Origin of the sequence: Bradyrhizobium sp. YR681, from assembly GCF_000282615.1 — a bacterium.
In the GTDB taxonomy this organism is placed as follows: Bacteria; Pseudomonadota; Alphaproteobacteria; order Rhizobiales; family Xanthobacteraceae; genus Bradyrhizobium.
Genome location: NZ_AKIY01000183.1, coordinates 15,866 through 33,995 on the forward strand (window position 1 = coordinate 15,866; position 18,130 = coordinate 33,995).

Genomic DNA, 18,130 nt, shown 5'->3' on the forward strand with positions numbered 1-18,130 from the left:
TCCTAAAGCGACGCGGCGGCCTTGCCGGTCGCGGCCCGGATCAGCTTGAGGGCGTCCTCGCTCGCCCATTCCGCCGGCCCCGCGATCGTCGCGATCTCGCAGCCTTGCGGATCGACCAGCACCGAGGTCGGCATGCCCAGGGCCCGGCCTATGGCCTTAAGATCCTGGAAAACCTTGGCTTTCTGGTCGCTGAAATAGCCAAGCCGGGTCAGATTGGCCTCTTTCAAGAAGGTCTTGGGCTTCTCGGCGTCGCGGGTGTCGATGTTGATCGCCACCACCTCGAAATTCGGCCCTGAAAGCTTGCCCTGAAGCTCGTCCAGCGCCGGCATTTCCTTCCGGCAGGGCACGCACCAGGTGGCCCAGAGGTTCACCAGCAGCGTCTTGCCGCGGAAATCGGACAGCTTTTTCGGCTTGCCGTCGACGTCCTCGAAGGTGAGGTCCGGCAGCTTCAACGGTGCGCTCGCCATGGTCAGGGCGGCGATCTCGCCATGGGCGAGCGGGGCGATCTTTTGCGCCGTCGCGACCGCCGGCTTGCAGGTCGGATCGCCCGAGGGCGCCCGGCCGAGGCCCAGCCCATACAGCGCGGCAAAGCCGGCCAGCCCGCCGACCGCCACGGTGGCGATGACGAGCGGGATCCGGCGCGTGGCGGAGGGCTTCCTGTCGAGCATATTGTTTGTCATCCGGTCGCAGATATGGCTATCAGAGGCCTCTTAATACGGCTGGCTGCGGCCAGCAAATGTGCGGCAAGGCAAGGCGTGAGCAGGGGATCATGAGCAACAAGATGTGGGGCGGCCGGTTCTCGGAACGTCCCGACGAGATCATGGAAGAGATCAACGTCTCCATCGACGTCGATCGTCACCTGTTTGCCCAGGACATTGCCGCGTCCAAGGCCCACGCCGCGATGCTGGCCACGCAAGGCATCATCACGGCCTCTGATGCGAAAAATATCGGCAAGGGTCTAGACACGATTCTGTCAGAGATCGGCAAGGGCGGCTTCACGTTCAAGCGCGCGCTCGAAGACATCCATATGAACGTCGAGAGCCGCCTGTCCGAGTTGATCGGCCCCGCCGCCGGCCGCCTGCACACGGCCCGCTCGCGCAACGACCAGGTCGCGACCGATTTCCGTCTCTATGTCCGCGACGTTCTCGACGAGACCGATGCCGCGCTCGCCGCATTCCAGGCCGCCCTGGTCAACCGCGCGCTCGAACACGCGGCGACCGTGATGCCGGGCTTCACGCATCTGCAGACCGCGCAGCCGGTGACCTTCGGCCACCATCTGCTCGCCTATGTCGAGATGGCCGCGCGCGACCGCGGCCGTTTCCAGGATGCGCGCAAGCGACTGAACGAATCGCCGCTCGGCGCCGCCGCGCTGGCCGGCACCTCGTTCCCAATCGACCGCCACGCCACCGCGAAGGCGCTCGGCTTCGACCGCCCGATGGCGAACTCGCTCGATGCGGTCTCCGACCGCGACTTCGTGCTGGAGACCTTGTCGGCGGCCTCGATCTGCGCGGTGCACATGTCGCGCTTCGCCGAGGAGATCGTGATCTGGACCTCGCCGCTGGTAGGCCTGATCCGCCTCAGCGACAAGTTCACGACCGGCTCCTCGATCATGCCGCAGAAGCGCAATCCGGATGCGGCCGAACTCGTGCGCGCCAAGACCGGCCGCGTCATCGGCGCGCTCAACGGCCTGCTGATCGTGATGAAGGGCCTGCCGCTCGCCTATCAAAAGGACATGCAGGAAGACAAGCAGGGCGCCATGGAGGGCTTTGCCGCGCTGTCGCTGGCGATCCGTGCCATGACTGGCATGGTCCGCGACCTCGAGCCTGACGAGGCCAAGATGAGGCTTGCTGCCGGCGAGGGCTATGCCACCGCGACCGATCTTGCCGACTGGCTGGTACGGACGCTGAAAATGCCGTTCCGCGACGCCCACCACGTCACCGGCCGCATCGTGGCCAAGGCCGCCGAGGGCGGCGTGGCGCTGCACGAGCTGCCGCTCAAGGAGATGCAGGCGATCGAGCCGAAGATCACCAAGGACGTGCTCGGCGTACTCTCGGTCGAATCGTCGGTGAAGAGCCGGACCAGCTTTGGCGGCACCGCGCCGAAGAACGTGGCGTCGCAGGCCAAGGCCTGGGCCAAGCGGCTGGAAAAAGAGCGAAAATTGGGCTGAGGGCAAAATTTCGCTGATGTTTCATGGTCATCCGGCTCTCGCCAGAGCGCGCCAATCTCTGTATGGTGCGCCCCGTAGTGGGGATTTCGTCGTGACGTCAAAGTTTCGCCCGGCCGGCTCGGGGTGGGCCATCATTGTCTTGAGCCTGACGGCGCTTGCGCTGGCTGGCTGCGGCCGCAAGGGCCCGCTCGATCTGCCGCCGACCGCCTCCAGCGCGTCCACGGCCAATGTCGCAGCGCCGGCCGATACCGAGACCGAGACCCAGAGGACGCCGAGCGTGTTCAATCCCACCTATGGTGCGGATGCGGGGCCTGCCGCGACCAAGGGCAAGAAGAAACCGTTCATTCTCGACCCGCTCCTGGACGAACCTCCCGGCAAGAAATAAGCCGGGACAACCGAGCCAACGCCATGAACCATTTCGACTATCGCAACGGCGTGCTGCACGCCGAGGCGGTGAACCTGTCCGAGCTGGCGGCAACCGTCGGCACGCCGTTCTATTGCTATTCGACCGCGACGCTCGAGCGGCACTACCGCGTCTTCGCCGATGCCTTTGCCGGCGAGAAGGTGCTGGTCTGCTACGCCATGAAGGCGAACTCCAACCAGTCGGTGCTGCGCACGCTGGCCAAGCTCGGGGCCGGTGCCGACGTGGTCTCGGGCGGTGAATTGAAGCGCGCGCTGGCCGCCGGCATTCCCGCGGGCAAGATCCTGTTCTCCGGCGTCGGCAAGACCGAAGATGAGCTGCGCGCCGCGCTTGCCGCCGACATCCTCTGCCTCAACGTCGAATCCGAGCCAGAGCTCGAGTTGCTCTCGCGCCTTGCGACCGAGATGGGCAAGACCGCGCGGATCTCCGTGCGCGTCAATCCCGACGTCGACGCCGGCACGCATGCAAAAATCTCGACGGGCAAGTCGGAGAACAAGTTCGGCATTCCGCTCGCGCATGCCCGCGAGGTCTACGCGCGGGCCGCGAAGCTGCCGGGCATCCAGGTGACCGGCACCGACGTGCATATCGGCAGCCAGATCACCGACCTCTCCAAGATGGAGATCGCGTTCCGCATCCTCTCCGAATTCGTGCAGACGCTGCGCGCCGACGGCCACGACATCAGCCATGTCGATTTCGGCGGCGGCCTCGGCATTCCCTATTACATGGACCGCGAGGCGCCGCCGGCGCCCGACGCCTATGCCGCCATGGTCAAGCGCGTCAGCCACAATCTCGGCTGCACCCTGATGTTCGAGCCGGGCCGCATGATCGTCGGCAATGCCGGCATCCTGGTCGCCAAGGTGATCTACGTGAAGCACGGCGACGGCAAGAATTTCGTCATCATCGACGCTGCGATGAACGATCTGATCCGCCCGACGCTGTACGAAGCCCATCACGACATCCTGCCGGTGACGCAAGCCCCGAAGGGCGCGGCCACCATCATGGCCGACGTCGTCGGCCCGGTCTGCGAGACCGGCGACTATCTCGCGCTCGACCGCGCGCTGCCGACGCCGAAGGCGGGCGATCTCATCGCCATCATGACCGCCGGCGCCTATGGCGCGGTGCAGGCCGGCACCTACAACACGCGGCCGCTGGTGCCCGAGGTGCTTGTGAAGGGCGATCAATACGCCGTGGTGCGCCCGCGCATCGAGGTCGAGCAACTGATCGCGATGGATACGCCGGCGCCGTGGCTGTGAGGCGGGGCGCTACTTTCCCGCCAATCCGCCCTTGGCTCCGCCGACCACGACCCCGGCCTTCTTCTCGATCGGCTTGATCGCGGCGGTGAAATCGGACTCGGCGCCCTCCGCGCTGATCACGGTCTCCCACAGGCGCCCGACGGCGTCGGCGACCTCCATCGACAGTCCGAGTGATTTCATCTCCTCCAGCGCCAGCCGCACGTCCTTCACCATCAACCCCGTGGCGAAGCCGAAATCGAAGCTGCGCGGCAGCACCGAGCGCGGAAACTTGTCGCGGCTCGCCGTGTTCATGCCGGAGCCGGCATTGATGACGTCGATCATCACGGCGGGATCGAGACCGGCCTTGACGCCCATCACCACGGCTTCCGACGTCGCCACCATTGCGGTTGCCGACAGGAAATTGTTGGCGAGCTTCATGGTCTGCGCCGCGCCCGGTTTCTCGCCGATGAAGAACACCTTTCCGATCACGTCGAGCGCCGGCTTGATCAGTTCGAACTCCGCCTTCGGCCCCGACACCATCACCGCCAGCGTGCCCTTCTCGGCGCCGCCGACACCGCCCGAGACGGGGCAGTCCACCTGCACGATGTTGCGCGCGGCCAGCAGGCCGTGAATTTTTGAAGCCATCGTCGAGCCGACGGTGGAGAGATCGATGAAGCGTTTTGCGCGGCTTCCTTCGATGACGCCGTTCGGTCCCGTCGCAACCGCGAGCGAAGCCTGCAGCGACGGCAGGCTCGCCATCACGGTCTCGACCTGGTCAGCGACGTCCTTCGGTGACGTCGCGGCAGTCGCGCCGCGCGCCACGAGCTTGTCCATGACCTCCTTGCGTGTGTCGAACACGACGAGCTTGTGGCCGGCCTCGATCAGCCGCCGCGCCATCGGGAAACCCATGTTTCCGAGGCCGATGAATCCGATGTCCATGGTGTTTCCTTCTTTAGTTTTCGTTGTTCGTTGGACGTGACGTGGCGACTATTCTCCGCTCGTCGTCCCGGGGCATCGCGAAGCGATGAGCCCGGGACCCATAACCCCAGGATGGGGTCATTGCGCGGAGGCGGTAACTCCGAGTCCCCATAACCACATCTTCCTGTGGTTATGGGTCCCGGGCTCGCGCTGCGCGCGCCCCGGGACGACGGAGGAAAGAGGCTCCCCTCACGCCTTCCCGTCGATCTCCGCGAACACCTCGCGCGCGGTGCGGAAGCTGTCGACGGCAGCCGGCATGCCGCCATAGATCGCGACCTGCATCAGGATCTCGCGGATCTCGTCGCGGCTGACGCCGTTGGTGAGTGCGCCCTTCAGGTGCCCGCGGAATTCGTGCTGGCGGTTCAGGATCGCGATCATCGCGATGTTGAGCATGCTGCGGGTCTTGCGCGGCAGCTCCTCGCGGCCCCACACCGCGCCCCAGCAATATTCGTTGAGCAGCTCCTGGAACGGACGGTTGAAGTCGTCGACAGTCTTCAGGGCATTGTTGACATAGGCTTCGCCCATCACCGCCTTGCGAATTTCCAGGCCCTTGTCGTGCATTTTCTTGTCCATGGCGTTTCCTCTCGTCTTTCTTGGATGGCGGCGCGGAAATTACGGGGTTGCGGCGGGCCAGTCACGTCCTCGTGTTATGCGGGAAAAGGGGTGTGTCCAGTACAGGAACGGATGCCTCAGTGCTGCCGTTGTGATACGCTTGGCTCTACCGGGCAACCTGGAGAGCTGATTGAACGGCGTCACCCCCGACCCGTCAGACCCGAACCGCGATGGCGACGCTCTGTCGCGGCTGAAGCTGGCGCAGGCCCTCGATCGGGCGATTTATGCCATCGCGTGGGAGCGTGCCTGGCCAAATCTGGCGCGGCTGCTCACCGTCGTCGGCCTGTTCCTGGTGGTGTCCTGGGCCGGTCTCTGGCTCGCGCTGCCGTTCCTCGCCCGCGCCGTCGGTCTCGTTGTTTTCACCGGTATCGCGATTGCCGTCCTGCTCCCGCTGCTCCGCTTCCGCTGGCCGAGCCGCGAGGAGGGGCTCGCCCGGCTCGACCGTGGCTCCGGCATCCGTCACCGCCCGGCCACCACGCTCACGGACACGCTGACTTCGCAGGATCCGATCGCGCAAGTGCTGTGGCAGGCACAGCGCGAGCGCACGCTGGCCTCGCTCAAGCGCATCCGTGCCGGTCTGCCGCACCCCCGCCTGGCGCTGCATGACCCCTGGGCGCTGCGCGCGCTGGTCATGGTGATGCTGGTTGCGACCTTCTTCGCCGCCGGCGACGAGCGCGCGATGCGGCTGGGCGCCGCCTTCGACTGGAATGGCGTGCTGGCGCCCACGAATGTTCGCGTCGACGCCTGGGTCACCCCGCCGCTCTACACCGGCAAGCCGCCCGTGATCCTGTCCGCGGCGAACAAGGAAGCCGCGGCGCTGCCGACCTCCGGCCCGCTCGCCGTTCCCGCCGGCTCGACCCTGATCGTGCGCTCCTCCGGCGGCAATCTGGATGTCGCCGTCTCCGGGGGCCTCAAGGAGGTTGCCCCGACCGAAGCCACGCCCAAGGGCACCAACGAGAAGCATTTCACCATCACCGGTGACGGCACCGCGCATGTCCGTGCGCCCTCCGGCCAGCCGCAATGGGCATTCGCGGCCACGCCGGACCGCGCGCCGACGATTGCGCTCGCCAAGGATCCGGAGCGCCAGGCCCGCGGCGCGCTCCAGCTCTCCTACAAGATCGAGGACGATTACGGCGTCACCGGCGCCGAAGCGCAAATCGGCCTGCGCGCTGCCGACGGCAAGGATGCTGGCAAGGATGCCGGCAAGGGCGGCGATACCAAGGCCGCGGCGCGGCCGCTGTTCCAGCCACCGCAATTCCCGCTGGTGCTGCCGAATGCGCGCACCCGCAACGGCGTCGGCCAGACGGTGAAGGATCTCAGCGAAGACCCCTATGCCGGCGCCGACGTCACGCTGACGCTCGCCGCCAAGGACGAGGCCGGCAACGAGGCGAGGAGCGAGCCGTTCAGCATGCGCCTGCCCGAGCGGCTGTTCACCAACTCGCTCGCGCGCGCGCTGATCGAGCAGCGCCGCATCCTCGCACTCGACGCCAACAAGAATTCCGACGTCTACGCCGCGCTCGACGCGTTGATGATCGCACCGGAATTGTTCACGCCGGATGCCGGCTGCTATCTCGGCCTGCGCAACCTCGCGCTCCAGCTCGAGGCGGCCCGCACCGACGACGCGTTGCGCGACGTGGTCTCGAGCATGTGGGCGTTCGCGGTCACGATCGAGGACGACGGTGTCGCGGGCAGCGTCAACGCCGCGCTGCGCTCGGCGCAAGACGCGCTCAAGCGGGCGCTGGAACGCGGCGCCAGCGAGGACGAGATCAGGGTTTTGACGCAGAAGCTCCGCGAGGCGATGGCCGGCAAGGTGCGCGACCTCGCCCGGCGCGCGGAGCAGAATCCGCTTGGGCCCCGGCAGCCGTTCCCGGCGGAGGTCCAGCTCATCCTCGACAAGTCCGTCGAGCTGCGACAGAAGACCCAGAACGCCACGCCCGAGCAGCTCGAAGAGCTGGCGAAACAACAGGACGCGCTGCGCGAGCAGCTCCAGGCCTATCGGAAGTCGGCGAACAACCGGGCGAAGGCGGGCAACGACGGGTCCAACCAGTCTATGCGAGACCGTAAATGCGGAAGCTAGGACGCGCGCCAGTCTTGAAGGCGATCTCGATCGCCTGCCTCGCCTTCCTGTTGGGAGGCGTCTCGCCCGTCGCTGCCCAGCAGGATCAGGATGTCGACGCATTGCTCGACGGCGCCGAAAAGGCGATGCAGGATTCCGGCGACAGCCTGAGGCAGAAGGAATCCGGCAAGAGCCTGTCCAATCAATCCGATGCCATCCAGAAGCTCGAGGAATACAAGCGGGCGACGGAACGGAGCCAGTCATCCAGCCGCGATCGCTCCACGCTGACCCAGCGCGACCTGGACGAGATGGTGAAGCAGATCGAGAAGCTGGCGCGCGAAGGCAATCGCGAGGCGGCCCAGCGCATGCTCGAGCAGCTTGCCCAGATCATGGAAAATCTCCAGATGGCGCAGCCGGGACAATCCGGCGAAAGCGACATGGAGCAGGCGCTGAACGAGCTCAGCGACATGATCCGCAAGCAGCAGCAATTGCGCGACAAGACCTACAAGCAGGGCCAGGACTCCCGGCGTGACCGCTCGCGCGGCAAGCCGCAGGGCGACCAGTCGATGTCGGACCTCCAGCAGGACCAGCAGGCGCTGCGCGACCGCCTGAAGAAGTTGCAGGACGAGCTTGCCAAGCGCGGCCTCGCGCAGAAGGGACAAAAGGGCCAGAAAGGTCAGCAGGGACAGAAAGGCCCGCAGGGCGACCAGGGCCAGCCCGGCCAGAATGGCGATCAGGACGGCGACGATGGTGATGACGACGGCAGTCTGGACAGCGCCGACGGGGCCATGGGCGATGCCGGCTCGAAGCTCGGCGACGGCAATGCCGACGGCGCCGTCGACTCGCAGGGCAAGGCGCTCGACGCCTTGCGCAAGGGCGCGCAGAAGATGGCCGAGGCGATGCAGCAGGGCGATGGCGACGGGCAGGGCGATGGTCCCGGCAACCGGGCCGGCCGCCAGCAGAGCGGCGGCAATCAGACCGACCCGCTCGGTCGCCCGCTTCACGGCCGCGAGTTCGGCGACGACTACACGGTCAAGATCCCCGGCGAGATCGACGCCCAGCGCGTCCGCCGCATCCTGGAAGAGCTCCGCCGCCGCCTAGGGGATCCCTCGCGCCCGCAGATCGAGCTCGATTATATCGAGCGGCTGCTGAAGGATTTTTGAGGGGCGATCGGTGCTGTTGCCCGGATGGAGCGCAGCGCCTCCGGGATAGCTGCAGCCCCGGACTTCCCGTATTCCGCTTCGCTCCATACGGGCTACAAGAGCACCGCTACCCCTTCTTCGCCGCCAGCGCGTCCGCCACTGCGGTGCGGATGTCCGCGACGGAGAACGGTTTGGTCACGACGTCATGCACCAGCGCATTCAGATTCGAGGCGCGCTCGCGCTGGTCGGCATAGCCGGTCATCAGCAAAATGGTCAGGTCGGGGAAATCGCGCGCGGCGGACAGCGCCAGCGCGATGCCGTCCATCACGGGCATCTGGATGTCGGTGAGCAACAGATCGAACGCGCCGTCCTCGCGGGTCAGGATCTCGAGCGCCTCGGCGCCGTCCTGCGCGGTGACGGTCTCGTGGCCGTCCATGGCGATGGCGCGCGCCACCAGCTGGCGCATCGAATCCTCGTCGTCGGCGATCAAGACTTTTGGCATCAGATCAAACCTTGGGACGAACCTTCCCGTGCGGGATCTCGAGCATGATCCGGAAAAGTGTGTAGCGGTTTTCCGAAAAGATCATGCTCAAATAACGGCTGGCTGATTATACGCTGCCGCCGGCAATGTCGCGCCGGTTGAAGAAGCGAACATCGATATTGCGGCCCTCCGGCGGCGGCGAGGCCAGGCGCGAGCGGAAGAAGGCGCGCTCGCCGGGTTGCAGCACGGTCTGCTCCAGCACGGCATTCCAGGCGTAGATCTCGGCGCCTTGCGCGTCGCGCACGGCAAAGCGCAACCGCGGGATATCGAGCGGCTTCTTGCCCTGGCCGACGATCACGCCCTCGATCACCAGCACCTGCTTACCGTCAACGGTCTCGCTGGAGAGTTTCACATCCCTGAAGGCTAGCCCGCGCAGGTTCACCTCCAGCCCGACCATCTTGTAGAAGGCCGCGGTTTGCGGCAGCAGGCGCACCACGTCGCCGCGCCACACCACGAGGGCCACGACCAGCGCGCCCATGGCGGCGCAGGCCGTCGGCAGGCCGAAAGAGGATTTCCGCGGCGTCTTGGCCGGGGCCGGGCGGCTGACCCGTGCCCCACGACGGCTGAACAGGCTACGGAACCAGGACTGGTGCTGTACGCCGACGACCTCCTCCTCGGCGACCCGGGCGGCTGCCGACCACTCGTCCTCGATCTCCTTGGCGCCCTCGTCCGGCCAGTCGCTGGCGATCGAGGGGCTGTCGACAACAGGAGTGTCGGCGGTGCCATCGTCCTTGGCGTAGGAGTTCCACTCCGCGGCGAGGTCGGACTGGTCGTCGGCCTGGCTGGCCGCCGCCATGGCCGGGACCGAGGCCTCCTCGATGGCGTCGTCGGCAAAGGCGACCCAGGTCTCCTTGCAGCGGGAGCAGCGGACGGTACGCCCGTTCGCCCCCAGGCTCGCGAGCTTGATGGCGTAGGATGTCGTACAATGGGGACAGACGATATGCATGGACGAGCCTTGATGCACGGACTGGTCTTGACGATGAGCCGGTCGAGGAGAGCCCGGCACCCCAAATGCTACAGGGCGACCGTTAACGAACCGGAAACCATAACGGCCGCACAACCCCCTGATCGCGTGTGGCCGAGCGCCGCGGCGCTCCTGCCGCCACCTCTCGAACGGAGCTGAGCTTGGTTCGGTTCGAAAATGTCGGATTGCGTTACGGTCTGGGGCCGGAGGTCCTGCGCGACCTCAATTTCCAGATCCCCGCGCATTCCTTCCAATTCCTCACCGGCCCGTCCGGCGCCGGCAAGACGTCGCTGCTGCGCCTGCTGTTCCTGTCGCACCGGCCGACGCGGGGTCTCGTCAATCTGTTCGGCCACGACATCTCGCAGCTCGGCAAGGACGAGATCGCGGACTTGCGCAAGCGCATCGGCATCGTGCTCCAGGATTTCCGCCTGCTCGACCACATGACGACCTACGAGAACGTCGCGTTGCCGTTCCGCGTCATGGGTCGCAGCGAGTCGAGCTACCGCAAGGAGGTCATCGACCTCCTGAAATGGGTCGGGCTCGGCGAGCGCATGGACGCGCTGCCGCCGATCCTGTCGGGCGGCGAGAAGCAGCGCGCCGCGATCGCGCGCGCGGTGATCTCGCGGCCGCAGCTCCTGCTCGCGGACGAGCCGACCGGCAGCGTCGATCCGACGCTCGGCCGCCGCCTGCTGCGGCTCTTCATCGAGCTCAACAAATCGGGCACCGCCGTCATCATTGCCACGCACGACATCGCCCTGATGGACCAGTACGAGGCGCGACGCTTCGTGCTGCATCAGGGACGGCTGCACGTCTATGAGTAGGACCGACGAGCGCGGCGTACTGGTCGACCTCGGACAGGAGCGTCCGCCGCTTCCGGCCAGGGCGCGCAACCTGTCGCCGATCGTGCCGCGCGCCTCGATCCACGGGCGTGCGCTGGTCGCCGTCGTCGCCATCATGACGTTCCTGGCGTCGATGACCACGGGCACGGTGCTGCTGGTGAGCGCCTCGGCCGCCGAATGGCAGTCGGACGTCGCCAGCGAAATCACCATCCAGGTCCGTCCCCAGACCGGCCGCGACCTCGATCGCGACACGGCGGCGGTGACCGAGGCGATGCGCGCGCAGGCCGGCATCGTCGAGGTCAAGCCCTTCACCAAGGACGAGAGCGGCAAGCTGCTCGAACCATGGCTCGGCACCGGATTGTCGATGGACGATCTGCCGGTGCCGCGCATGATCATCGCGCGCGTGCAGCCCGGCACGCCGCTCGATCTCGGCGCCTTGCGCGCCCGCGTGACGCAGGTGGCGCCGAGCGCCAGCGTCGACGATCACCGTGCCTGGATCGAGCGCATGCGCTCGATGACCAATGCCACCGTGCTCGCCGGGCTCGGCATCCTCGCGCTCGTCATCATCGCGACGATCATCTCGGTCTCGTTCGCGACCCGCGGCGCCATGGCGGCGAACCGGCCGATCGTCGAAGTGCTGCATTTCGTCGGCGCCGGCGACCGCTACATCGCCAACCGTTTTTTGCGCCATTTCCTGCGTCTCGGTCTCGAAGGCGGCGTGATCGGCGGCGGCGCCGCCATGCTGGTGTTCGGCTTCTCCGAGTCCATTGCAGGCTGGTTCTCGGGCACGCCGGTCGGCGATCAGTTCGCCGCCCTGCTCGGTACCTTCTCGCTGCGGCCGTCCGGCTATGTCGTGCTCGCGGTGCAGGCGGTGCTGATCGGCGCCATCACCGCGGTCGCCTCGCGCCAGACGCTGTTCGCAACACTGAACGACGTCGACTAGGCTCGATAAACCGGACTCCACTTCGCCTCAAAACGTCTTAAAATCATCCGGGGAAGGGATCACCGACATCATATGACCTCGCCGACCGACGATCGATCGCCGAAACTGCCGCGCGGCTGGCTGCGCGCGGCCTTGGTATCGACGTTTGCGTTCGCCTTCGTCGGTGCGGCGGCGGGTTTCATCGCGTTCCTGTCACACCTGCGCGGCGCCGAGATCGCGCCGGATCGCAAGGCCGACGGCATCGTGGTGCTGACCGGGGGCTCCTCGCGGGTGTCGGACGCGATGGAGCTGCTCGCTGCCGGCTATGGCAAGCGGCTGCTGATCTCCGGCGTGCATCCGACCTCGACGGCAAGCGACATCTCCCGGACCTTGCCGGAGAACCAGTCCTTCATGACCTGTTGCGTCGACCTCGACCGCACCGCGCTCTCGACCCGGGGCAACGCGGCGGAAGCGCGGCGCTGGGCGGAGGGGCGCGGCTTCAAATCGTTGATCGTGGTGACCTCGAACTATCACATGCCGCGCGCGCTGGTGGAATTCTCGCACGCGATGCCCGAGACGGCGCTGATCCCGTTCGTGGTGGTCGGCGACAAATGGCGGGAGGAGCCGTGGTGGACCTCGGCGTCCACCTTGCGGTTGCTGATGTCGGAATATGTCAAGTACATCGCGGCTGAGCTGAGGGTGCGGCTGGAGGATTTCGGGATTGACCTTTCGCCCGAGATGTCGGAGCAGCCTCCCGGAATGCAGCCGAAGCGGCCCGCCACCGCACAGGCCAATTGATCGGATTGTTGATGTTCCTGATTTTCCTGCGCTCGCTGCTGTTCAACGTGCTGTTCTATGCCGTGCTGGTGTGCCTTGCGATCGTGGCGCTGCCGACCTTCGCATTGCCGCCGCGCGCCATGCTGACGGTCGCGCAATGGTGGGCGAAGGCGACGCTGTTTTTGATGCGCGTGGTCTGCAACATCAAGGTGGAATTCCGTGGTCTCGAGAAGATCCCGCAAGGGCCGCTGGTGATCGCCGCAAAACATCAGTCGTTCTTGGAGACCTTCGTGCTGCCGGGCTTCTTCAACCGCCCGATCTTCATCCTCAAGCGTCAGCTCATGCAGATCCCTGTCTTCGGTCAGTTCCTGGTCAAGACCGGCATGATCGCGATCGACCGCAAGGCCGGCGTGAAGGCGCTGCTGGACATGACACGCCGCGCACGCGAGGCGGTGCGCGCAGGCGGGCAGCTCGTGATTTTCCCGGAAGGCACCCGCCGTGCGCCGGGTGCACCTCCCGATTACAAGACCGGGTTTGCACAGATCTATTCGTCCTGCGGCGTGCAGTGTCTGCCCATCGCGCTCAATTCTGGCCTGTTCTGGCCGCGCCGCACCTTCATGCGCTATCCCGGCACGCTCGTGGTGGAATTTCTCGATCCCTTGCCCGCAGGGTTGCCGAAAGATGAGTTTCTCTTGCGCGTGCAGACGGCCATCGAAGACGCGACCGGCCGCCTCGTCGAGGCGGGCCGCAGGCAGCAGGAGCAGCTGATCGGCGCCTCGCCGAGCCACATGAGTGCCGGCGGCGGGGATCGCGCCGTGTGACCGCGGCGCCGTGGCCGGCGTTCAATTTCCCGCCGCAGCCGCGTTGGTGTCGTCCGTCGTGATGATCCTGACGACCTCCACCCGGGGATCCCGGCAGTTCTGCTCGGCATAGTCCGGGCTGACCGGCGTGTTGGTCTCGTCCTTGCTGCGCGCCGTCGTCGCAATCCTGGCCACGCCGCGGATTTGATTGACGCCCAGCAGTACGGCCGTGCAGACGGACTTCGGCATGGAGTACAGGTCGATGACCCAGCGCTTGCCGTCCCTTTGAACGGCGACGTCACCCCACGGCAGGGACAGGCGGTTCTCCGCCACAAATAGCTTGGGAACGGCAATCTTCGCATCCCGGAGCTTCTGCAGCTCGAACCGTCCGCCGGCCGCGATACGCGACTGCTTGAGCGCACCGATGAGCTCTGTGAGGGCATCGACCACCTCGCCAGCAGACGCCTGTATTGCATGCGGGGCGCTCGCAACGGGGCGGTTCGCAACGATGATGCGGACAAATCCTTCGCTCGAACGCGAACAGGCCTGCCTGACCTGCTCGGGTTTCATAGGAGCCTCCATTTCGTCTGCCGCCGCCGCCGACGTGGCGAGCTGTGTGACGCCCGCGATCTGGCCGGCGGCAAGCAGCAGCGTCGTGCAGGCATTCCCGGGTGTGGAATGGAAGTCGAGATGCCATCGGGCCCCCTCCCTCGAGACGACGAAGTCGCCCCACGGCCCGGCCAGTTCGCCGTCGCCGATCAGCGAATCCGGAACGGTGACATCGGCTTCGCGCAATGCAGACAGCGTCATGCGCCCTTGCCGGTCGCTCTTGGCGGCTTGCAACCCGCCGATCATCGTGGCGAGGTCGGCGACCGCGCGTTCCAGGGAAAGGTTCTCGACCGGGATTTCGGCGAGATGCTCGAACGCGTCGAGCACGAACACCCTGAGCTCGCGCGTGCCGACCTTGTCGAGACAGTCCTCGGCGAGGATCAGCGTGAAAGTATTGGCAACGTCCTCCTCGCCAAGATCCGTGGTCCGGGTCGCGCCGCAGAAGCGATCACCCAATGCAACAAGGACGTTTCGCGCCTCTCCATCCTGCTTTCCGCCGGTGATCCGCACGTCGATGCGAGCGGAATCGGGGATCGCCGTGCGCCGGGTGCCGTTCGGCCCGAGCATCGCGGCGACGGCGTCGGGCGTCCAGGTGGACTGGAATTCGCTGACGCGCCGGCCGATGTAGTTGCGGAACTCGCCGAAGCCGTACAGATCTGCGCTCGAGACCCCGGTTCCGAACCAGCCGATGCGCCGCTTGAGCGTCGGGTCCGCGCGATGGGCGGTGGACTTCACGGCTTCGGCCGGAACCGCTTTCCGGATCGCATCGAGAAAGGACGTGCCTTGGACATCCGCTGCGCCGGCAATGCCGAGATAGTCGAGGATGGTCGGGTAGATGTCGGTCGTCCTGACCGTTTCGAGCGAGACCAGTGGAACTGTTTGCTCCGGCAACTTGACCAGGAGAGGGATCGCCGAGATGTCCGGCTTGTGAGATACGTTCGGATCGCGCGGCGACTCGCCCGGCCACAGCGAGACGCCGTGATCGGCGACGACAACGATCATCGAATGGTCGTATGCGCCGGTCGCCTTCAGCCGCGCAATGATCTCACCGAGCAGCTTGTCCGCGTGCATCGATTGCAGCAAGTGTGCCTGGTAGTCGTGCCTGATCCGCGCGTTGTCGACGCCGAGCTTCGTGATCTTGCGATCGAGCGAAATGTAGTCACCCCATCGCGGCGGCGGGTAGGGCGTGCCGGACGGGTAGTGGGTCCAGGCATTGTGCGGGTAGATGTTGTGGTAGACGGCCAGGAACGGCGGCTTCGCGTCATTCAGTGCGGCAACGAACCGCTGGTGATGCGGCGTGCCGTACGGCAGGACGGTGATGTCTTCGCCAAAGCGATTGTGCTGCCGGTTGATCGGCGGAAGTCCGGCCACCAGTTGCGCCGGCGTGACGATATGGGCGTAGATGATCGCAATGTCGAGCGCGATCCGTCGGGCTCGCGCGGAGAACGACGATTCGGAACCGTTTTCGGACTGTCCGAACGGATTGAGATTGGTGACGCTCTGGAGATCCAGGACGTTGTAGCTCGCCCCCAGGGTGTAGAAGATATTTTGAGGGTAGATCGCGTAAGTTGCCGGCGCGTTGCCTTTCATCAACCGGCCCGAGAGGATCGCAGGCACGGCGAACTCGGTTTCTCCCGACACCGAGCGCGCATCGGCGAACCAGGTGCTGTCCTGTGCGAACTGATGGAAATTCGAAAACTTCTCCTTGTCGATCAGCCCGTCACCGTCAAGGATCGTGGTGAGCGGCAGCTCGTCATAGACGATGAGCACGATGTTCGGCCGCGATGGGAGGTCGAGTTTCGGCGGAGGCGGAATCTGCGAAAACCGGATTACGCCGAACTCGTGGCCGCGGAGCAGCATGAGCGCGGGGAAGACGATCGTCATCACCGCAACAAGCCGAACGAAACCGCGCACCCCCGGTTTCGACAGCAGCAGCCAGGTCAACGTGGCCGAGAGCGCCAGCAATACCGCGCCGGCGGCGAGTTGCTCCCTGATCGGAACGAATGGCGCGCTACGCGCCAGCTGCTGCGCGGCATTGGCGACCGCAAGCCCGATATATGCCGTGAAGATGACGAACGCCAAAGCCTGGCCGAGACGCTGGTGTAACCGGGCGCCCAGCGAGACGAGCAGGTAGGTGAGGAGCGGCGGCACGGCGTAGATCAGCAGAATCCACGCGGCGAACTCCATCCCGCCCATCCGCCAAGCCACGAAGAAATTCAGATTCGTGCCGGTCACTGAATAGAACGGCTGTGCGATCGCGATCGCCGACAGCGCGACATGCAGCAGAAAGGAGCCTCGTTCGAAGGTCGTGCTGCGCCTCTCGTCCGGACCCGCGATCATGCCGACGCCTCCGTGGGCTCCTGCGCCTTGGGCTGGAGCAGGTAGATTCGTCTTCGGCCGCCCTTGAGCGGTGCCGAATCCAGGATGTCGAACATCGACCTCGCAACGGATTCGAATGCCTCCTGCGTATAGCCCGAATGGACGTTGCGTCTGTTCTTGAGCAGTTGCAGCGTCATTTCGTCGTCGGGCCCCACGAACTCGAGAATGACGCTGGCGCCGAAAGCGCGGATCCAGTCCAGAAAATTCCGCAAGGGAATGTTTGCTGAAACGACCATGTGATGGATGAGCGCAAGGCAGAGGATCAGGTCGGGTCTGGCGCGATGCTCGAACGACTTTCTCTCGCGGCCACGCCATCCCTGATCCGGCGATACGTTGCTCAGCGGCATGACCAGCGGAATGATGTTGCCCGATGCCGGCGTCTTGATGCGCCGGTAGAGCGTGTCGACGGCCAATTCGTCCTGGTCGATCGCGACGATGCAGTCGGCGTGTTCGCTGCACAGGCGCGAAAACGTGCCGGTGTTGCAGCCGAGATCGTAGACGAGCGGCCATCGCCTGCCGCGAACGTGCCGTTCGACGAAATCCTTCTTCTGGGAGAACGACCCATCGTCGTAGGAATGCGTCTCCTCATACGCCGACCAGGATGTACGGGCGTCCCGGCGTTCGAGCTTGCTGACCAGTCGCCCGAGAGACTGGACCATGCGAAGCGTCATTTCGGCGGTCTGTCTTATCGCCCATTTGGGAGGAGCCGAAGATACGGCAGCTTCAGCGCGCCGCGCGCGGGCTTGCAGCCTGGCGTGAAGATAGATGTGGGACAGTACGCCGCGACGGAAGATGTCGCGGACCGAGATGAACTTTAGCGCCTCCTCCGGATCGATGCCCTCGAGATCGCTTCGGCACAGCGCTGCCGTGTCGATGTCGCGATGCGCCTTCAGCAGAAGCGGGATGAGGAACATCATGCAGAACTGGCGATACCCGATCCAGGACTCGCCGGGGCGGTACGGCTCGAAGGAAGAGACGTCGATGAAGACGGGCCGTTGCCCCCGCCACTGCACGTTGTAGGCAGAGCCGTCCTTGAGCGTCCAGCCGTTCGCGAGGGCATCTTCGAGAATGCCGAGCTGCAGCAGGGCTGCATCCTTCAGCATGTTGAAGGTCCACTCGTACGGATAGGAAACGAACGGAATTCTCTCGTGCCGGAGCAACTCGGTCCACCGGCCGGAGAGCGCTTGCTCTCTCACGCCCGGCCGGTCTTCGGTCTCGGTGGCGACAACGGCCTCGCGCTTGACGAGTGCCTGGAAGAACGTCGTCTGGCGGAGTTGGTGCCAGTGAGCTGCGCTCTCGGCATCGAGCGTTCGGAAGACCTGTTCGTCGAGGTAGAAGACCTGATTGCCGGGATCCCGGAACGAGCCCGGCTCCGGCGTCATGGGTGTGGGTTTCTGTTGGTCGGTCCGAGGGGGCTGGGGCATTTCGCCGTGACCATGCTGAGGGTCAATCTGGCTCCCGCGTCGAAGAGCCGGCGACGTCACGGTGTCCTCTGCGGAAGACGCCTGTGATCCGATGCATATATCCCTTGAGCGTGTAGATGGTGGCCGCAACGATTCCGAGAATCGACGTCAGGATCATGCTGCCCGCGCCGGGATCGAGATAGGCAAAGCTTTCATGCGTCGAGGTGATATAAAACACCACCCCAAGTGCAAGCGCGCCTGCGATCTTGTCGAGGCTGCCAAGCATTC

At 65.5% G+C, this 18,130-nt stretch carries 17 protein-coding genes; 9 read left to right on the top strand and 8 right to left on the bottom strand.

Annotated features, from left to right (window positions below; genetic code table 11):
* Positions 1 to 2: 2 nt before the first annotated feature.
* Positions 3 to 668 (bottom strand): thiol:disulfide interchange protein TlpA, encoded by a 666-nt coding sequence (gene tlpA / locus PMI42_RS14540; protein ID WP_008135302.1) that lies wholly within the window; start codon positions 666 to 668, stop codon positions 3 to 5.
* Between the two features lie 101 nt (positions 669 to 769).
* On the opposite strand from tlpA, the gene argH reads away from it, so the two are divergent.
* The 3 genes from argH to lysA all read left to right on the top strand — a co-directional run bounded on the left by argH (position 770) and on the right by lysA (position 3,841).
* Complete coding sequence (gene argH, locus PMI42_RS14545) at positions 770 to 2,167, top strand: argininosuccinate lyase (RefSeq protein WP_008135304.1); 1,398 nt, start codon at positions 770 to 772, stop codon at positions 2,165 to 2,167.
* 91 nt (positions 2,168 to 2,258) lie between these two features.
* Complete coding sequence (gene lptM, locus PMI42_RS14550; RefSeq protein ID WP_008135306.1) at positions 2,259 to 2,552, top strand: LPS translocon maturation chaperone LptM; 294 nt, start codon at positions 2,259 to 2,261, stop codon at positions 2,550 to 2,552.
* Between the two features lie 23 nt (positions 2,553 to 2,575).
* Positions 2,576 to 3,841, top strand: coding sequence for a diaminopimelate decarboxylase (gene lysA / locus PMI42_RS14555; RefSeq protein ID WP_008135309.1), 1,266 nt, complete (start codon positions 2,576 to 2,578; stop codon positions 3,839 to 3,841).
* 9 nt (positions 3,842 to 3,850) lie between these two features.
* On the opposite strand, the gene PMI42_RS14560 is transcribed toward lysA, so the two are convergent.
* Both PMI42_RS14560 and PMI42_RS14565 read right to left on the bottom strand, forming a co-directional pair.
* Positions 3,851 to 4,759, bottom strand: coding sequence for an NAD(P)-dependent oxidoreductase (locus PMI42_RS14560; protein ID WP_008135312.1), 909 nt, complete (start codon positions 4,757 to 4,759; stop codon positions 3,851 to 3,853).
* Between the two features lie 228 nt (positions 4,760 to 4,987).
* Positions 4,988 to 5,371 carry a carboxymuconolactone decarboxylase family protein gene (locus tag PMI42_RS14565; protein ID WP_008135314.1) on the bottom strand — a complete coding sequence of 128 codons (384 nt, stop codon included), beginning with the start codon at positions 5,369 to 5,371 and terminating at the stop codon, positions 4,988 to 4,990.
* Positions 5,372 to 5,540: 169 nt separating this feature from the next.
* Here PMI42_RS14565 and PMI42_RS14570 point away from each other — a divergent pair, with 169 nt between their 5' ends.
* Positions 5,541 to 7,487: a TIGR02302 family protein gene (locus PMI42_RS14570; protein ID WP_008135316.1), complete on the top strand. Its 1,947-nt coding sequence runs from the start codon at positions 5,541 to 5,543 to the stop codon at positions 7,485 to 7,487.
* Positions 7,475 to 8,629, top strand: a complete 1,155-nt coding sequence (locus PMI42_RS14575; protein ID WP_008135318.1) for a DUF4175 family protein — start codon at positions 7,475 to 7,477, stop codon at positions 8,627 to 8,629. The genes PMI42_RS14570 and PMI42_RS14575 overlap by 13 nt, the downstream gene beginning before the upstream one ends.
* A gap of 106 nt (positions 8,630 to 8,735) precedes the next feature.
* Here the strand turns inward: PMI42_RS14575 and PMI42_RS14580 are convergent, their stop codons facing one another.
* Positions 8,736 to 9,110 (bottom strand): response regulator, encoded by a 375-nt coding sequence (locus PMI42_RS14580; protein ID WP_008135321.1) that lies wholly within the window; start codon positions 9,108 to 9,110, stop codon positions 8,736 to 8,738.
* A 106-nt stretch (positions 9,111 to 9,216) separates the two neighbouring features.
* On the bottom strand, positions 9,217 to 10,095 hold the full coding sequence (locus PMI42_RS14585; RefSeq protein WP_008135323.1) for an MJ0042-type zinc finger domain-containing protein: 879 nt from the start codon (positions 10,093 to 10,095) through the stop codon (positions 9,217 to 9,219).
* A 179-nt stretch (positions 10,096 to 10,274) separates the two neighbouring features.
* Here PMI42_RS14585 and ftsE point away from each other — a divergent pair, with 179 nt between their 5' ends.
* The 4 genes from ftsE (at position 10,275) to PMI42_RS14605 (ending at position 13,472) form a co-directional block, all read left to right on the top strand.
* Positions 10,275 to 10,934, top strand: a complete 660-nt coding sequence (ftsE, locus tag PMI42_RS14590) for a cell division ATP-binding protein FtsE (RefSeq protein WP_008135325.1) — start codon at positions 10,275 to 10,277, stop codon at positions 10,932 to 10,934.
* The gene (locus PMI42_RS14595) at positions 10,927 to 11,895 is read left to right on the top strand and encodes a cell division protein FtsX (protein ID WP_008135326.1); all 969 of its coding nucleotides are present in this window, start codon (positions 10,927 to 10,929) and stop codon (positions 11,893 to 11,895) included. Before ftsE ends, PMI42_RS14595 begins: the two co-directional genes overlap by 8 nt.
* A 72-nt stretch (positions 11,896 to 11,967) precedes the next feature.
* Positions 11,968 to 12,672 carry a YdcF family protein gene (locus PMI42_RS14600; protein ID WP_008135327.1) on the top strand — a complete coding sequence of 235 codons (705 nt, stop codon included), beginning with the start codon at positions 11,968 to 11,970 and terminating at the stop codon, positions 12,670 to 12,672.
* A gap of 11 nt (positions 12,673 to 12,683) precedes the next feature.
* Positions 12,684 to 13,472, top strand: a complete 789-nt coding sequence (locus tag PMI42_RS14605) for a lysophospholipid acyltransferase family protein (protein ID WP_008135328.1) — start codon at positions 12,684 to 12,686, stop codon at positions 13,470 to 13,472.
* 21 nt (positions 13,473 to 13,493) lie between these two features.
* Here the strand turns inward: PMI42_RS14605 and PMI42_RS14610 are convergent, their stop codons facing one another.
* The 3 genes from PMI42_RS14610 to PMI42_RS14620 are packed head-to-tail and all read right to left on the bottom strand — an operon-like array spanning position 13,494 to position 18,128.
* Positions 13,494 to 16,400: a sulfatase-like hydrolase/transferase gene (locus PMI42_RS14610; protein WP_008135329.1), complete on the bottom strand. Its 2,907-nt coding sequence runs from the start codon at positions 16,398 to 16,400 to the stop codon at positions 13,494 to 13,496.
* On the bottom strand, positions 16,397 to 17,923 hold the full coding sequence (locus PMI42_RS40460; RefSeq protein WP_157195753.1) for a class I SAM-dependent methyltransferase: 1,527 nt from the start codon (positions 17,921 to 17,923) through the stop codon (positions 16,397 to 16,399). The genes PMI42_RS14610 and PMI42_RS40460 overlap by 4 nt, the downstream gene beginning before the upstream one ends.
* Positions 17,886 to 18,128 carry a hypothetical protein gene (locus tag PMI42_RS14620; RefSeq protein ID WP_008135331.1) on the bottom strand — a complete coding sequence of 81 codons (243 nt, stop codon included), beginning with the start codon at positions 18,126 to 18,128 and terminating at the stop codon, positions 17,886 to 17,888. The genes PMI42_RS40460 and PMI42_RS14620 overlap by 38 nt, the downstream gene beginning before the upstream one ends.
* Positions 18,129 to 18,130 lie beyond the last annotated feature (2 nt).

Excerpts from the sequence above, each read along its gene's own strand:
- tlpA (WP_008135302.1), bottom strand. The coding sequence starts at position 668 with ATGCTCGACAGGAAGCCCTCCGCCACGCGCCGGATCCCGCTCGTCATC.
- argH (WP_008135304.1), top strand. The coding sequence starts at position 770 with ATGAGCAACAAGATGTGGGGCGGCCGGTTCTCGGAACGTCCCGACGAG.
- lysA (WP_008135309.1), top strand. The coding sequence starts at position 2,576 with ATGAACCATTTCGACTATCGCAACGGCGTGCTGCACGCCGAGGCGGTG.
- PMI42_RS14560 (WP_008135312.1), bottom strand. The coding sequence starts at position 4,759 with ATGGACATCGGATTCATCGGCCTCGGAAACATGGGTTTCCCGATGGCG.
- PMI42_RS14565 (WP_008135314.1), bottom strand. The coding sequence starts at position 5,371 with ATGGACAAGAAAATGCACGACAAGGGCCTGGAAATTCGCAAGGCGGTG.
- PMI42_RS14575 (WP_008135318.1), top strand. The coding sequence starts at position 7,475 with ATGCGGAAGCTAGGACGCGCGCCAGTCTTGAAGGCGATCTCGATCGCC.
- PMI42_RS14580 (WP_008135321.1), bottom strand. The coding sequence starts at position 9,110 with ATGCCAAAAGTCTTGATCGCCGACGACGAGGATTCGATGCGCCAGCTG.
- PMI42_RS14585 (WP_008135323.1), bottom strand. The coding sequence starts at position 10,095 with ATGCATATCGTCTGTCCCCATTGTACGACATCCTACGCCATCAAGCTC.
- PMI42_RS14595 (WP_008135326.1), top strand. The coding sequence starts at position 10,927 with ATGAGTAGGACCGACGAGCGCGGCGTACTGGTCGACCTCGGACAGGAG.
- PMI42_RS14600 (WP_008135327.1), top strand. The coding sequence starts at position 11,968 with ATGACCTCGCCGACCGACGATCGATCGCCGAAACTGCCGCGCGGCTGG.
- PMI42_RS14605 (WP_008135328.1), top strand. The coding sequence starts at position 12,684 with ATGTTCCTGATTTTCCTGCGCTCGCTGCTGTTCAACGTGCTGTTCTAT.
- PMI42_RS14610 (WP_008135329.1), bottom strand. The coding sequence starts at position 16,400 with ATGATCGCGGGTCCGGACGAGAGGCGCAGCACGACCTTCGAACGAGGC.
- PMI42_RS14620 (WP_008135331.1), bottom strand. The coding sequence starts at position 18,128 with ATGCTTGGCAGCCTCGACAAGATCGCAGGCGCGCTTGCACTTGGGGTG.